Raw genomic sequence first — 16,075 nt, forward strand, 5'->3', positions numbered from 1 at the left:
CATTCAAATTGCGAGAGGCTTGCGAGGCCGATATGCCGCTTGGCCTAATCGGCGGGCTGATTTCCCAAAGCGAAATGGTCCGCAAATTCCTGCCTCACCACGTCAAGCACCGCCTCGGTTACCGGGATTTCAAAGGAATAAGAGCCTTCGGCATAAGAGCCCGCCACATAGGGCGCGGCCAAGAATCGCAGTCGGTCGAACTGCTCGCCATCGCTCGACAGCGGGATCACCACCAGTTCGGTTACACTGGGGCAGCCGTCGAACGGGTTCATATCGGCAGTGTCGAGCTCCAATCGTTCGACCTTTTGTTCGAGCAGCGCCGCGCAATAGTCGCCAAATGCCGTGTTTTCGAGTGCCGTTTCATTTACGAACATATCGACCGGACGAAATGCAGCGCCCTCCCCTGCCTCACCGCCTTCATGATCCCAGCCAAGCGCCGAGAAAAATGAATTGCCGTGCGCCCCGCCCGTGTAAGTCCACCGCTCGGATTGGAGAATAAGAAAGCGCTTGGTTGTCGCCGCCACTTCCCAGGTGTTGGTGTAGAGCTGCGCAACGCAGGTGATGCAGCCGATATCGCCAAATTCTTCCACCGCTTCATTCCATTGCGCTTTCTGCTTGGCGAGCGCGGCTTCTTCCTGGGCGCGGATGACCGCAGCAAGGATCGGGTGAGCCGCCACTTGTGGGCCATAGGAATAGCTAAAGCTGCGCTCTGCGACCCCGTTCGTCTCGTTATCTTCGAATGTATGCCCCTCTGCTTCGTGGGCGAAAACAGGGACAGAAAGGCACGCAAATGCCAGTCCGAATTGCAGAAATTTCATGGTGGCTTCCCCCTCAAAACAACCCGTCGGGTCCAATTTGCACGTGACAAGGTCTAACGGAGCACTAATTACCCTTGCATGACTGATATCAAAGATCTGATCCAGCCCGACCGCGGGCAGGACGCAATTGCCATCCGCCTTACAACAACGGCAGAATTTGAAAGCCTCGCAAAATCGCTTAGCTCTGGACAGCGCGCGAGCCTCAAAGGCCAGCGATTTGAGGGAACACCGGGCACCGTCGGCATTGTGCCAGAGGGCGATGGTTTCTTTGCTGTTGGCGGCGTGGCCGACCCTGAAAACCTTGGCGCCTATTGCTTGGCGGCGTTGGCGGAAAAACTGCCCGAGGGAACATACCGTCTCGCCGATAGGGAGCCGGGGGCGGCCGTTTTCGGATGGCTCACCGCGCATTACCGCTTCACCCGATACAAAGACGACGAGGCCGCGCAGGGACCGCGCGTTTTGCTGACAAGCCAGGTAGGCCGTCTGCCGGGTTACATCGCAGAGGCCGAGGCCGAAATGCTGGTGCGCGATCTCGTCAATACGCCGGCCGAAGACATGGGGCCAGCCGCACTTGAGGCACAATTTGAACGGCTTGTAAAAGAGCATGGCGGCGAGCTTAAAGTGACCCGCGGGGACGAACTTGAGCAAGGCTATCCCATGGTTCACGCCGTGGGCCGCGCGGCTGATCGCAAACATGCCCCTCGCATCATGCATCTTGAATGGGGCGAGAAGGACGCACCTGTGCTGGCAATTGTCGGCAAGGGCGTATGCTTCGATTCAGGCGGACTCGACGTCAAGCCGGGCGCTGGCATGCGGTTGATGAAAAAGGACATGGGCGGCGCGGCGCACGCAATTGCGCTTGCTGGCCTTGTGATGGGCGCAGGGCTGAAAGTGCGGCTGCATCTGTTGGTTCCAGCGGTTGAGAATGCGATTTCCGGCGACGCATTTCGTCCCGGCGATGTGCTGTCGAGCCGCAAAGGGCTCTCTGTGGAAATCCACAATACCGATGCTGAAGGACGACTCATTCTGGGCGACGCCTTGACCCGCGCCTCGGAAGAGAAGCCGGAGCTTATTATCGACTTTGCAACGCTCACCGGCGCTGCTCGGGTGGCGCTTGGCCCCGATTATGCTGCGATGATGGCGCGCCGCGATGGAACGGCATATGCTTTGATCGAAGCTGGCCGAAAGGTGGAAGACGAACCGTGGCGATTGCCGCTGCCTGACGCGTACCGCGAATATCTGAAATCGGACATCGCCGATCTCGTCAACGCGCATTCCAACCCCTATGCGGGCGCAAGCGTTGCAGGGCTTTTCCTTGATCGCTTTGTCGAGGAGGGCGTCGATTGGGTTCACTTCGACACCTTTGCCTGGCGCCCGTTCCCCAAGCCGGGGCGCACAAAAGGGGGCACGGCCTATGGCCTAAGAGCCTCATGGCAGATGCTTAAGGAACGCTTTGGTAGTTAGTTGATTGGGGGCTGAGCCTCCCGCCAACTTGCCCCATCGCTCCAGTGTGTCTAAGCGCGAAGAGAAACAGGGTTTCGAGAAAGAACGATTTGGAATGAGCGGCCAAACCCGCCAAGACCGCAGCTATACAGTGCCTTCGGGTGATCTGGGCCTTAAAGGTCCGGTGGCAAAGCCTGCGCCCGGCACCTTGCCCTTGCGCGGTGATTTGGCGCACATCGCGCTCGCTGGCATACATCTGGCCGCGCATTACGTTATCCCTCAGGTCTGGACCGTCGGTTCAAATGGCGTTGATGTGATGGAAACCATCCGCGACGACAGCCCGGTTGTGACCCGCTTCGATGCCGGCACCAAGGTTGAGGTCATCGACGTCTCCGGCGATTGGATCTGGGGCTGCCTTGGACCAGAGGGGCCCAGCGGCTACATGAAGGCGAGCGCGCTCAGCGCCGGCTAACCGAACTGCCCATTGCCTCCTGCGGCCAAGAGGCCTAGGCGCGCTTTCGCTATGACACACCGCATCTTTATCGATGGAGCCGCCGGCACCACCGGCCTTGAAATTCGCGACCGGCTTGCAGGCCGCGATGAGTTTGAGCTGATCGTTCTGGACGATGAGCGCCGCAAGGATATGTCGGCGCGCCGCGATGCCCTGCACGAGGCGGATGTGGCGATCCTGTGCCTGCCCGATGAGGCGGCTCGCGAGGCGGTGACGCTGGCGGATGGATCGGACACACGGATCATTGATGCGTCGAGCGCGCACCGGGTGGCGGATGGCTGGACCTATGGCTTCCCCGAATTGATCGGTCGCGACAAGATCGCTGAAGCTCAATTCGTCAGCAATCCGGGTTGTTACCCGACAGGTTTTCTGGCCCTCGTCGCGCCGCTGGTGAAGGCCGAGATTATCGAGCCGGACTGGCCTTATACCGTCAACGCCGTGAGCGGCTATTCGGGCGGCGGAAACGCGCTGATCGACAGGTTTGCTGACGATCAGTCCATCGCCTTTCGCGCATACGGGTTGGGGCTTAATCACAAGCACCTGCCGGAGATGCAGGCCTATGCCCAGCTTGGGCTGGCGCCGGTGTTCTCTCCCGCTGTTGTCCCGGCCCACCGCGGGATGATTGTGGACGTTCCCCTTTCGCTCGACGTCATGATGGATGAGAAATTCGAAGAGCCTGCTCTGCCAATCCTGCTGAACGCATTGCAAAAGCACTATGGCGAAAGCGAAGTTGTCAAAGTCAAAACCGACACAGCCGACATATCCGAGTTGTTGCTGCGCGCCGATGCTGAACCTTGGGACGGGATGGAACTGTTCGTGTTCGAAGGGGATTATCAGGCGCGCCTGATCGCCCGCTTGGACAACCTTGGCAAAGGTGCATCAGGCGCCGCGATCCAGAATCTCAACATCATGTGCGGACTTCCTGAAACCACTGGCCTGCGCCTCTGAGCCTTGGGCGGCTCGGGTGCGCCTGCTTAGTTTTTAAGCAGTATCGCTTATCCCTTAAGCACGCCGCCGCATTGTTGATAAGATGCTGCGCTCAATGAGCCTCTACGGAATGATCCTTGCGCTAAGAGCCAGATCAGCTACCCAAGTGTAACCAAGCCTTGGCACGATTCTTGATACGTACGTGATCAACAATAAGCGCCAAGATCAATGAGTAGCCACGGCGCATGCGGGAACACAGATAAAGTGAAAAAGATCGAAGCGATCATCAAACCTTTCAAACTCGATGAAGTGAAGGAGTCGCTGCATGAGATCGGCGTCTCGGGAATCACAGTTACCGAGGCACGCGGTTTTGGGCGCCAGAAAGGTCACACGGAGCTTTATCGCGGCGCTGAATATGTCGTCGATTTCCTGCCCAAGGTGAAGCTTGAAGTTGTCATTCCCGATGACCAGGCCGAACGAGTGGTCGAAGCAATCGCTGCCGCTGCACAGACAGGCCGGATCGGAGATGGCAAAATCTTTGTATCTGCCATCGAAAGCGCTCTGCGGATTCGCACCGGCGAAACCAATGATGACGCGATCTAGGGCACATTAATCACCCGCGCGTCGCTCGCGGATTGCGGCGGAGCGCACCTTTCCGAATAACGAAACCAAGCTGGAGTATACGACAATGGCGAGCGCAAAAGATATCGTGCAACGTATCAAGGACGAAGAGATCGAGTGGGTCGACCTTCGCTTCACCGATCCGAAGGGCAAGTGGCAACACCTTTCCATGTCGGCGGTCGTCATGGACGAAGATGCGCTTGAAGATGGCCTCATGTTCGATGGCTCTTCCATCGCTGGCTGGAAAGACATCAACGAAAGCGACATGATCCTGAAGCCGGATCTCGACGCGGTGTATATCGATCCGTTTAGCGCAACTCCGATGGTCAGCATCTTCTGCAACATCATCGAGCCTTCCGATGGTCAGCTCTACGGCCGCGATCCGCGCTCGACCGCGACCCGCGCCGAAGCTTACCTGAAATCGACAGGCATCGGCGACACCATCTACGTGGGTCCAGAGCCTGAATTCTTCATGTTCGACGATGTGCGTTTCGAAGACGGTTATGCAGGGTCAGGCTTTGCCATCGACGATATCGAACTGCCAACCAACACCGGCAAAGAATACGAAATGGGCAACATGGGCCACCGCCCGCGCGCAACCGGCGGTTACTTCCCGGTGGCTCCCGTCGACAGCGCTATGGACATCCGTGCTGAAATGGTTTCGACCATGCAGGAAATTGGCCTCTCCATGGACAAGCACCACCACGAAGTGGCCGCCGCGCAGCACGAGCTTGGTATTACATACCAGACCCTGACTGAATCCGCTGACCACGTGCAGATCTACAAGTATGTGGTGCAGCAAGTCGCACACGCTTACGGCAAAACCGCGACCTTCATGCCAAAACCGATCAAGGACGATAACGGTTCAGGCATGCACAGCCACATGTCGATCTGGAAAGACGGCAAGCCAACTTTCGCTGGCGATGAATATGCGGGTCTTTCGGAAAACTGCCTTTATTACATCGGCGGTGTGATCAAGCACGCGAAGGCTCTCAACGCTTTCACCAACCCCACCACCAACAGCTACAAGCGTCTGGTCCCGGGTTTTGAGGCTCCTGTGCTCCTCGCCTACTCGGCGCGCAACCGTTCTGCTTCGTGCCGTATTCCTTATGGTGCAGGCGAGAAAGCCAAGCGTGTCGAGTTCCGCTTCCCTGATGCCCTCGCCAACCCATACCTTGCCTTCTCGGCACTGCTGATGGCTGGCCTCGACGGGATCGAGAACAAGATCCACCCGGGCGATGCGATGGACAAGAACCTCTACGACTTGCCGCCAGCCGAGCTTGCACAAGTGCCAACCGTTTGCGGTTCGCTTCGTGAGGCGCTTGAGGCTTTGGAAGCCGACCATGACTTCCTTCTCAAAGGCGACGTCTTCTCGAAAGACCAGATCGAAGCTTACACCGAGCTCAAGTGGGAAGAAGTTATGCGCATGGAAACCACACCATGCCCGGTCGAGTTCGACATGTACTACAGCTCGTAAGGCCAAGAACGTCTTACAAGAAAAAGGCCGCCCGGACGTCACGTCCGGGCGGCCTATTCTTTTGTAACAATCACCATCTACGCGGGAGGGCTAACGCTAGTCTTGTCCAACGCGACCGGACGAAGTTCTGGCCTGAAAGGCGCTAAGGTTGATATGTTTTCAATCAGCGGTGTTCCCATTTCGAGTGCTTTGCGAAGCTCGCCCGCGTCCATCGGTTGTGAAAAGAGATAACCCTGCACATGCTCGGCGCCTGCGCGCTTTGCCATGAGCAGTGACAACTCGTCCTCCACCCCTTCAACGAGGCAATTCACACCCAGCACGCGGGCCATCCCGACGAGCGATGACAACACCTTTTCTGCGGTCGGATCGCTTGGGTCATCGACAAACGAGCGGTCCACCTTAAGCCGGGTGATCGGAAGCGAGCGCAGATAGCTGAAGTTTGAATAACCGGAACCAAAATCATCAAGCGCAATCGAGAACCCGGCCTCAGACAGGCGCATGAGGTTCGCCGTCGCCTTCTGGATATCGCCCATCATGGCGGTTTCGGTCACTTCGAATTCAATCATCGAGGGCGAGGCATTGGATTGCGCGATCAGGGCGATGACCTGCTCGATCACGGGGTCTGAAACAAGGTCATGCGCGGACAGATTGATCGAAATCGGCAGCTTCGCATTCCATCCACGCAGCTCTGCCAGAGCTTTCTCGACCACCACCAGAGTGATGTTGGTCACAAGGCCGCTTTCCTCGGCAATCTTGATGAAGCGATCAGGCGGGATGGTACCGACGGCCGGACTGGTCCAGCGGGCGAGCACTTCCGCGCCAACCACTTCATTATCGCCAAGCCTTACTTGCGGCTGAAACACGATAGAAAGCTCATCTGCGAGATTGGCCCCGCGAAGCGCAGTTTCGATTTCGAGCCGTATCTTCGCCTCGGCTTCATGCTCGCGGTCGAAAATAACGGTCTGGTTCTTGCCCTGCTTCTTCGCAACCATGAGCGCATAGTCAGCGTTGCTGATCTGCGCCTCGGACGGTTTTGACGGGTCAAAGTGCACACATCCGGCAGAACACGATACGCGCACCTGGCGACCTTCGATGAAGTAGGGCGCGGCCAATTGGGCGAGAAGCGCGCTGCACCGGTCATACAACTCTCGCTCACCTGAAACGCCGGTGACGATCATGTTGAACTCATCACCGCCCATCCGGCTTATATGCACGCCCACCTTGGCAAATTCTCGCAATCGCTCTGCAATAGCTTGCAAAAGCAAATCGCCTGCCTTGTGTCCGTGTACGTCATTCACTGCCTTGAACCCATCAAGGTCAAGCAGGACCAGCCAAGTCTGACCCGCCTCGTTCGCCTGGGGTTGCTCATTGACTACGGTCCCGAGCGCTTCGAAAAAGGCGCGCCGGTTCGGCAGTTTGGTGAGGCTGTCGGACAGGGATTGCTCGCGCATTTCGGCGCTCAGTTCCATTGCGTCCGACAATTCGGAACGCGCCTGATTATTGGCGTATGAGATGCGCTTGATCGCCTTTCGCAGGTAGTAGGCGATCGCAAGCGAAGACATGGCCGCCGCCAGGCTGAGAAACCCAAACGCGGATAAGGTCGCAATGTCGAGCTTGACGGCAAAGCTCAGCAACGCGCCTAGCGCGAGAGTTATGGCAACAAGGGATTGCCTGAAACTCGGGCTTGCCAGCGCGAACAGCATCGACATGATGATGAAATATGTGAGCTTTTGCGGGAGGAACTCGATCGACAATGCGATCCACACATTGCCAATCACCAAGAGGTTCATCACCAAAATCAATGCTTCGGTGGTCAGGTCAGGCTGCAGCTTTCGCATCTGCCAAGCCCCGGCAATCCCGAACAGTGTTGCCAGAAGCGTGGCGGATTGCAGCATCAGGAAATCGCGACCGATCTCCATGGTGAGCCCGTTCAGCACGAGCATGACGCCATAATAAACGGCATAGACGACAAAGTAAGCGCGCAAGATCGGACGATAAATTTCGCCCAAGGTCGACTGAGCCAGATCGGCTCCCACACCCGGGCCGGACGATGATTGCAGCGGTGCCATAAGTAGGCGCGGTAAGTGCTAGCTGTTAATTAAAAGTATCCCCCCGCCTTTCCCAATCATCGTGCACGCAGATATCGGGGAAGCGAACAATTTTTTACAGGTGTATGGAGCAGAAAAAGCGGGATCGGATCCGCCGCTATGCTGTGTCGGTTTTCCTACATCGCTCTTCTATGCCTAATCCGTTGGCCTCGTTTTTTCATCGAATCGCTTACGAGGTTGCCCGAATGTCAGATTACTCCCCCCTCACCGGCGCGAAAGCGCGCACCCGCAAACCCATCTTTGACCTTGTCCGAAAGTTCATGGGACGCCGTTTCCGTCAATCGGAGGTGGATGCACTCGATGACGCGCTCGATGGTTCTCAAAAGGTGCGAAACGGTTCTTCACCCTTGGACAGTGTCTCAAGTGTCTCAAACTCCATTCTCCGCGCTGACAGTCAGCGCGCAAAGAGCGGCGCCCCCAACGAAATCGGTCCTGATGGGACCGCGCTTATCAAACGCTTTGAAGGCTGCGCGCGGCTCAGGCGCGATGGCTTGATTGAAGCTTATCCCGATCCGGCAACCGGCGGTGAGCCGTGGACCATCGGTTGGGGTGCGACCGGCAAAGGCCTTGCACAAGGCGAGCGAATTGGACCCGACTCTGTGTGGACGCAAAAAGATTGCGATTTGCGATTTGCCAGCGATCTCAAGACCTATGCCGCAGAGGTTGCTCACGCCATTGGGGATACGCCCACCACGCAAAGCCAGTTTGATGCTCTGGTCAGCTTTCACTACAACACCGGCGCAATTGCCCGCGCTACACTCACGCGCAAACATAATGCGGGCGATTATAAAGGCGCAGCAGCCGAGTTTAAACGCTGGAACAAGGCAGGCGGGCGCGTGCTCAAGGGGCTCGTCAATCGCAGGCGTGAGGAAGCCGCGCTTTACGCACGCGATGCGTGAGCGCGGCTAATAATCGCGGCTGATTTCGGCCAGAACACTGTCGCGGCCAACGGTGGTCACGCTCGCGAGGAGTGCAAGCCAACTGGTGATGCGATATTCAACCTGAGTGGCTGAATACCCTTGTCCGTCGGTGACAAGCTCAACATAGGCGCGCCTCCCGAGGTTCTTGCCAAGCGCAACCCCGGTCCCGCGCCCGAGCGCAGGGTCTGCGCTGACGATACGAAGCTGGTCGAGCCCGATTGAGCGCCGCAATGCGCCAATCGGGTCAAGCCCGCCTCCTCCGCCCTGTAGCGACGCGAGCGCAGCCCCCAGCTGGAGCGCATCGGTCGCTGAAAGCGAGGTGACAGACCCGCCATAAAGGAGGCGTGCGAGGATTTCTTCCTCCGGCAATGCAGGCGTTGAGGAGAACGCAATCTGAGGCCTTTGCGCATTGCCGGTGATGTCGATGGTAACGTCGGTGCCATCCGCGCTCGCCCGCGCCTCGATGTCGAGCCGCGGATCGATCGGCAGATTTGCGTCGAACTCGATCACACCGTCGGTCAGCTCGAACCGCGTGTTGGCAAAACGGTAGTCTCCGCGCACCAACCTTGCCTCACCGCCAATGCGAGGGTCGGAGACGGTGCCGCGCAGGCTAATGTCGATGCCCCATTCGCTATCGAGCCCGAGCCCATCGACCGCGATGCGCGACGGAGCTTTCGCATCAATGAGATAGCGCCAGTCGCTGCTTGAAGAGGTGCTGGTGAAAGAGCGCGCTGTATCGCCGCCAACCTGCCGTGTGGGAATGTTGGGCAGGCTCATATCGTCCGCCGCCGTGCCGAGCGCCCACGAAGCGCGATCAACCTGAACCCGGCCCGCAATGGTGCCGCCGACGCCAGAGGAAACCATTCGCAATGGCCCTGAGATGGTCGCAGAAAGGCCGCTTGCATTGAGGATACGCGCATCCTTTGCCGCGAGGCGAATGTCGATACCCGGACCCCGCGCGCCGCTGATATTAGCGAGGTCGATGGTGCCGCTGCCGCTGACCGATCCGCCGCCTGGCGTAGTGCCCGAAAGCCGCGTGAGGAAAAGCTTCGAGTCCTCAAATCGTCCCCGCGCCGAAACGTCGCGGACATCGGTGCCCGAAGCCGCGCTCTGAAGACGCAAGGCATCGCTTGCAATGTCGCCCGTGATACGCGGATTGCCGAGCGTGCCTACAGCTCTTGCATCAACCTGTAAGGGGCCGGTGAGGTCGAAAGCTTCTAGTGCGAGCAGACGCCAGACCGCTTCGGCCGCCCCATCATAGCCGAGCCTTGCATCGAGGCGGCCTTGCATGATCCGGCGCATGAGGGACGTGCCGGAGCCGGAACGCGCAATGCCGCTCACCCTTGCATCCACCCGGCCCAGCGACTCGCCGTCTTCGGCAAGTCTTGCACCAAACGCCAGTTCACTTGGCGAAAGGTTGGCGACGGCAAAGACATCAATGGGCTGGGAAGAAAGGACGAGGCCAGAGCGGGTGAAACCGTCAATCTTCAACCGCGCGTTGCCCGTTGGGGCGCCCCCACCGCTTTGTTCATAACGGGCTGTGCCGGAAAGAAGTCCGCCAAGGCCAAGGTCTGCGCCGGCCAGATCGGCAAGCCGCAATGGCATGCGGGCGAATTTGGCGTCGAGGACATTTGTCTCACCGCCAATTCGCCCCTCAAGGAGGGTAAAACCGCGGGCGAACCCGATTTGCGTTGGCGCCAAGGCGTAGCCGCCTGCATCCAACGCGGTGAGCACGGCGCGACGAGGCATAGTGATAGGCCGCCCGCCATATTCGCCGCTGGCGATGAGAGCGATGCGGCTTGGCGCGAAGTCACCGTCGAGTTTCAGCTGAAAACGGTCAGCACGGCGCCCGGCAATCGAGGCTTGAAGGCTGCCCCTGCCGTCGACAATCCGAGAACGAGCATCGAAAGCGTGAAGCCTGAGAGCCCCATACTCCAGCCCCCGTCCGGCGATGGTGGCATCGATCTGGCTCGCATCGCTGCCAAAAGTGCCCTCGGCTTCGATATCAGCGAATGCGACCGCCGCTATTACATCGCCGCCAAACTGCAAAGAGCGTGCTTTAAGGTCGAGATCGAATTGCTGGGCCCCACTACTGGTTGGCGCGAGCGACACTGTGCCATCGAGACCGCCTCCTGCCAAGGCGAGGTTCCCGCGTAGCGCGTCGTCTCCAAGAACCACAGCGCCAGTCACATTGGTGCGGAAAATTCGCAAGGTCTCGATGTCGACCCTTGCCGCCCCGCCCTCTGGCAGCTGCAAGGCCAACGCACCATCAAATGGGCCAAGCATGGATTCGCCTTCAAGGTCGATGGCGAAACCCTCGCTCTGCGGCGCTATACCAAGCTGAACATCCTTGAGCCCGGCGGGCGGATAGGGATTGGCAAGCACAAGGTTTGCGCGCGGCCCCTCTTCGGAAAGCTCGGCGTCGAAAGCAAAGTCGCCATATTGCGCCTGCGATCCGGCGCCCGATAAAATGGTGCGGCCGTTCGCCGTGCGGGTGTCGAGCTGCGCGTCGAGCTTGTCACTTGTCAGCACCACGTCGCGCAGCACGAGCGGGCTGGCTGCCCCCACACCAAGCGCGCCTTTAAACCGGAGCTGCTCGCCGGCAATGGTCGTGATCGTATTGTTCGTAAATTGTCCGGCCACGCCGGCAAGATTGGCGCGCACCGACCAAGGAACGCCATTGCCAAACTTGGCAAGAAGCTTGGCATCTGCGGTCACTTGACCAACCCCGTCCACCGGTAGGCCGCGCGCCCTGATCGGTCCGGCAAGCGCATAGGCGCCATTTGTAAGGTCCCCTCTCAAGGACAGTTCGCCGGTCAGATCGGGGAAGGTAAGGCGGGTGTTGTCGGCAGCAAGGCTGCTGCCGGAAAGGGTCAGAAGACCATCGAGCGAGCCGTCCACAAGACGCGCGTCAATCGCTGCGTTCCCCGTATTGACCGCTTCCACGCGCACGTTGATTGGCACACGCAAGGTTCCGCTCTCGACGCTTGCTTGGCCGGAATTGGCAAGTTGCAATGCGGTCACACTGCCTGCGACGAGCCGATCAAGGGTCAGCTCGTGGTCGATGGTAAGGTCCCTGAACAATCCATCGAAGTTCGCTGTGAACCGCGCGCCTTCGAGCCGGGCAGTTGGAGCGAGCAAATCCGGATCGCGCAGAAATGCAGTAAGATCAAAGTCGTCAGCGCGGTTGCGTGCAAGGTCAACCTCTCCCCGCCCGCGAATATCCAGAGCGTCGCTGACCCCGATGATAGCGCCATCAAACAGGCTGTTCTCGAGCGTGCCGGATAAGTTGAGCGCAAGACCGCCTGCAAAGCTGCGATCGAGAATGGACCCGTTTTCCAAGCTTGGCGTGATCTTCCCAAGAAGACCATAACGCCCGCTCCTGTTCGTGAGCCTGAAGGCCGCCACACGCGCAGTCGTTTCTTCACCCTTCTGCCGCGTGACAAGGCCATGCCCTGTCCAACTCGTCCAGGTTCCATCTCCCGAAACGCGCGCTTCATAGGCAGCGTTAAGGCCCGTCAATTGCGCAATCGGCCCGTCTGCCGCCGCGTTGTAATCAAGCTCGAGATCAAATCGGTCACCATCGGGCTCCGCATCGACAAGCAGCGCCAAAGTGTCGCTTGCCCCGAACGTACCATCCGCCTCTATCAGCGCGCGGCCCTCGCGAATATCGACGGCAGAGAGCAAATCGACCCGTTGTTCAGCATCACCCGCAAGCCCTTCGGCAAGCTTCAGATTGTCGATCTCAAACCTGTCGATGCGAATGTCGAAATCGGGCAGGATCGGCGCATCAGGATCGCCCGGGAGCAATTCCGGCATACGCTGTAAACGTCCACGCCGCGCGGTCAGCTCGCGGATGTCGATGCCCGACCATATCCACGCAAGCGGCCGCCAATTGAGCTCGACTTCGGGAATGGTCAGAAATTCGCCTTTGGGGTCTTTGAGCACCACATCATGCAAGACGGCATCGGAATAGATATCGCCTTCAATCCGGCCCACTTCGAACCGCAGACCCGACGCCGGGGAAACGCTCGCAATCTGATCTGCGATGAAACGCTTTCCGATAGGCGTTGACAAGAACAGTGCAGCAAGCGCCAAAGGCGTGAGCACAATTGCCAAGGCCCAGCCCAATCGCTTGGCCCAGATGCGTCGCGTCGAAGGGGGGACGGTATCAGCGTCGGCCATCAGAATGCTTGCCCCAAGCTGACATAAACCACCACCGGCGCGTCAAATTCACCCGGATTGACCGGAACACCAACATCGACGCGAATTGGGCCAAAGCTTGTCTTGTACCTTGCCCCAATCCCTGCACCGACGCGGAAAACCTCAAAGTCAGGGCGCGCTCTTCGCGAGATCGTACCAGCATCGACGAATGGGACGACTTCCACCGCGCCGTCCAACAGGCCTGTCTGGATGCGGGCTTCGATCGCTCCTTCGACCAAGGAACCGCCACCAAGTGCTTCGCCGAATTCGTTGCGCGGGCCGATGGCCTGAAAACCGTATCCCCGCACCGAACCGCCGCCGCCTGAATAAAGCCTGCGAGAAGGAGCAATCTCAAATGCGTCTGCACCAAGAATGCTCGCAGCTGCGACGCGCCCGGCAATCACGGTGCTGCCGACAGACTTGTAGAAGCTGCCATCGACCCTTGCGCGAAGGTAATACGCTTCTTGTCCAAGGGATCTTGAAACCTCCGGCGCTGCAAACCCCGTGACGCGAAAACCTTCTGTCGGATCGAGCAAGTCATCACTTGCATCGATTGTTGCGCTGCCAAAGATCGAGCCGATAAGATACTCCTGACGCGGCGAGAAAACGTCGCGATTGCCCGTCCTAGTGCGTTCATCGGAATAAAGGACCTCGGCCCCGATTTGCCAGCTCAACGGCTTTTGGAACAGCAGGTTGGAAACACGCTCGAAAGCGCCGCGCAAGGCCACCGTGCGGGCATCGACGGCCTCGGTCTCGATGTCGCTGGCAAAGGCGTCCACGGTCAGGACCTGGTCCCTCCCGCGAAAGTTGTTGCGCCGGAAAGTGACACTCGCAAGCTGTTCGCGCGTCCCCACGATCCCGCGCAGGCGCAAGGCGCCTTCTGGCGGGAACAGATTGCGATGTTCCCACGCCGCTTCGACCTTGAAGCCATCCTCTGTGCCGTAGCCAAGAGCGCCGGAGATAGTGCGCAAAGGCGCCCGCTCAATGCCCACATCAAGCGCGACACGGCCCGGCTCGCCGTTTTCGGGAGCGGTCACTTCGCGCGGTGTGATCACGACCGAGGACACCAGTCCCGTTGCCAGAATAGCGCGCCGCAGGTCTGCCTGGAGGCTGGTCTGGTAACGATCACCGGGATCGAATCTGGCGATCCGGCTCAAGTGACGCCCCGACAGGAAATTCGGGTCGTCGCTGATGACCTCACCAAAGGCAAACTTGCCGCCTGGTTGAACCCCAAGGGTAAGATCACCCTCTTGGCGTGTGTGATCAATCAATAGCCGTGGCTCGCCAACCTCGGCAAACGGGTATCCATTCTCGCCCAAAGCCAGGCGAAGGGCGCCTTCCCCGTCAACAATCTCATCGGCGTAAAGCGGGTCGCCAGAGCTGATGCCGAACGCATCGAGCAGCGGCGCCTGCTCATCGCCGGGTAGACTTTGCAGCTCTCCTAAATCGAGCGCACCAAAGCGGTATTGGTCACCGGGCAGAACATCAAAGCGCACTGTGGGCGTAGGGTCGTCCTGTTCCCCTGCCTCTTGCCCCCCTTCGTCGGCAAAACCACGGCGACCACCAGCAAGCTGGCGGATCACTTCGCCATCGTAGTAACCGTAATTGCGCAAGACATCACCAAGCAGCTCCTCGTCCGAGCGAGCTCTCGCGGCAAGCTGTGGCACTGTCGTCTCGCCGCTATCGAGCGTTTCAATCGCCGAGAGCGCGCGGAAACGCTCGATGAATTCAGATTGTTCGGGGAAAATGTCGGGGTCGGCAGGAAATGCAAGGGTTAGCTGATCGCTGACTTCGACTTCGGTAAGGTCAGGCAGATCGACCAGTGTGGGCGCATCAATCTCTGCAAAAGAGGGTCGGTCGGGATCCTCGGCAAGCTGCTCTGGCTCAGGCAAATCGCTGTCTTCAAGAGCCTGCGAAATGTCGAAGCCGCCTTCCGGTTCCAGCGGTTGAAAAGCTTCAGGCGCGATCGGGTCTGTGACCTCATCTTCGGGCACAGATGCGCCATCATCAGTCGCCCAGTCTTCCGGATTATCGAGCGCGCTTTGAGGTATCAATTCCTCAAGAGAACTGGGAGGCTGCGTCTCAGGCATGGTTTGCTGACCCACAGCAAGAGAGCTGTTGGCGATCAGCGCCGCCAGAACCAGTGGTCTGGTGGCCAGTTTCAGTTTTGCATTAGACAAAAAACGTCAGCTCGCAGCGAATTTAACAGGCTGTCCGTCTTTACCCCTAGCGCCGGTCATTTCACCAGCTTTTTCGCTGCGCGGTGCCGTGGCGGCGGCAATCAGCTTGCTTTGTTCCTCGTCGCTCATCTGACGCCACCCATCGCGCGTCAGCTGTTCAAGTGGGCGATAGCGCACCTTGTATTGCATACGCGGGGAGCCATCGACCCAATATCCAAGGTATACGTAAGGAAGCCCGCTTTCGGCCGCGCGCTTGATGTGATCGAGGATTATGTAATTGCCAAGACCTGCGCGGCCCTCGTGCTCGGGATCGTAAAACGAGTAGATCATCGAAAGACCATCGCCCTGGCGATCAGTCAGACACGCACCGACAAGTTTGCCTGGCTCACCGGTTTCGGTGGGCTCGCGGTATTCGACCAGATAGCTCGTGACGGGGGTATGCTCGACCATGTCGGCATAATCCATCTCGTCCATCGTCGACATGCCGCCATCGGGGTGACGCACGCTCAGATATTTGGTGAGCAGCTCGAACTGTTCTTCGGTCGCCCAAGGGCGGCACTCGGTCACGATCAAATCGCGGTTGCGCTTGATATCGCGCTTTTGCGTGGAAGAAGGCTTAAACGCCTGCGCCACGACACGGACCGAAACACACGCCTGACAATCAAGACAGCTGGGGCGATAGGCCACCGTCTGGCTGCGCCTGAACCCGATCCGGCCAAGCGCCTCGTTGAGTTGATCCGAGTGCGCTCCCTTCAGTTCGGTGAACACCTTGCGCTCGCTTCGGCCCGGAAGATAGGGGCAAGGCGCAGGGCTGGTCACGAAAAAGCGAGGGAAGCGAATAGGGGCCGTCACGGGTCTTGCGTCGTC

At 58.9% G+C, this 16,075-nt stretch carries 11 protein-coding genes; 6 read left to right on the forward strand and 5 right to left on the reverse strand.

Annotated elements, in window-relative coordinates; genetic code table 11:
• Positions 1-44 precede the first annotated feature (44 nt).
• Entirely contained in the window at positions 45-818 is a 774-nt protein-coding gene (locus MWU38_RS10035; protein ID WP_247271674.1) for a DUF4163 domain-containing protein, read from the reverse strand.
• A gap of 78 nt (positions 819-896) precedes the next feature.
• Here MWU38_RS10035 and MWU38_RS10040 point away from each other — a divergent pair, with 78 nt between their 5' ends.
• The 5 genes from MWU38_RS10040 to glnA all read left to right on the forward strand — a co-directional run bounded on the left by MWU38_RS10040 (position 897) and on the right by glnA (position 5,797).
• A complete protein-coding gene (locus MWU38_RS10040) occupies positions 897-2,282 on the forward strand; it encodes a leucyl aminopeptidase family protein (protein ID WP_247271675.1) in 1,386 nt (461 codons plus the stop codon).
• Between the two features lie 94 nt (positions 2,283-2,376).
• A complete protein-coding gene (locus MWU38_RS10045; RefSeq protein ID WP_247271676.1) occupies positions 2,377-2,733 on the forward strand; it encodes a hypothetical protein in 357 nt (118 codons plus the stop codon).
• 51 nt (positions 2,734-2,784) lie between these two features.
• Positions 2,785-3,720, forward strand: coding sequence for an N-acetyl-gamma-glutamyl-phosphate reductase (argC, locus tag MWU38_RS10050; RefSeq protein WP_247271677.1), 936 nt, complete (start codon positions 2,785-2,787; stop codon positions 3,718-3,720).
• Between the two features lie 243 nt (positions 3,721-3,963).
• Positions 3,964-4,302 carry a P-II family nitrogen regulator gene (locus MWU38_RS10055; RefSeq protein WP_247271971.1) on the forward strand — a complete coding sequence of 113 codons (339 nt, stop codon included), beginning with the start codon at positions 3,964-3,966 and terminating at the stop codon, positions 4,300-4,302.
• Positions 4,303-4,387: 85 nt separating this feature from the next.
• Positions 4,388-5,797, forward strand: coding sequence for a type I glutamate--ammonia ligase (gene glnA, locus MWU38_RS10060; RefSeq protein WP_247271678.1), 1,410 nt, complete (start codon positions 4,388-4,390; stop codon positions 5,795-5,797).
• 77 nt (positions 5,798-5,874) lie between these two features.
• Here glnA and MWU38_RS10065 read toward each other — a convergent pair whose 3' ends face one another.
• Positions 5,875-7,866: an EAL domain-containing protein gene (locus MWU38_RS10065; protein ID WP_247271679.1), complete on the reverse strand. Its 1,992-nt coding sequence runs from the start codon at positions 7,864-7,866 to the stop codon at positions 5,875-5,877.
• A 224-nt stretch (positions 7,867-8,090) separates the two neighbouring features.
• Here MWU38_RS10065 and MWU38_RS10070 point away from each other — a divergent pair, with 224 nt between their 5' ends.
• On the forward strand, positions 8,091-8,804 hold the full coding sequence (locus MWU38_RS10070) for a lysozyme (RefSeq protein WP_247271680.1): 714 nt from the start codon (positions 8,091-8,093) through the stop codon (positions 8,802-8,804).
• 6 nt (positions 8,805-8,810) lie between these two features.
• Here the strand turns inward: MWU38_RS10070 and MWU38_RS10075 are convergent, their stop codons facing one another.
• The 3 genes from MWU38_RS10075 to MWU38_RS10085 are packed head-to-tail and all read right to left on the reverse strand — an operon-like array spanning position 8,811 to position 16,060.
• Positions 8,811-13,010 carry a translocation/assembly module TamB domain-containing protein gene (locus MWU38_RS10075; protein ID WP_247271681.1) on the reverse strand — a complete coding sequence of 1,400 codons (4,200 nt, stop codon included), beginning with the start codon at positions 13,008-13,010 and terminating at the stop codon, positions 8,811-8,813.
• Positions 13,010-15,208 (reverse strand): BamA/TamA family outer membrane protein, encoded by a 2,199-nt coding sequence (locus tag MWU38_RS10080; protein WP_247271682.1) that lies wholly within the window; start codon positions 15,206-15,208, stop codon positions 13,010-13,012. Before MWU38_RS10080 ends, MWU38_RS10075 begins: the two co-directional genes overlap by 1 nt.
• 6 nt (positions 15,209-15,214) lie before the next feature.
• On the reverse strand, positions 15,215-16,060 hold the full coding sequence (locus MWU38_RS10085) for an arginyltransferase (protein WP_247271683.1): 846 nt from the start codon (positions 16,058-16,060) through the stop codon (positions 15,215-15,217).
• Positions 16,061-16,075: the final 15 nt, after the last annotated feature.

This window comes from Qipengyuania sp. S6317L1 (assembly GCF_023015615.1).
Lineage (GTDB): Bacteria > Pseudomonadota > Alphaproteobacteria > Sphingomonadales > Sphingomonadaceae > Erythrobacter.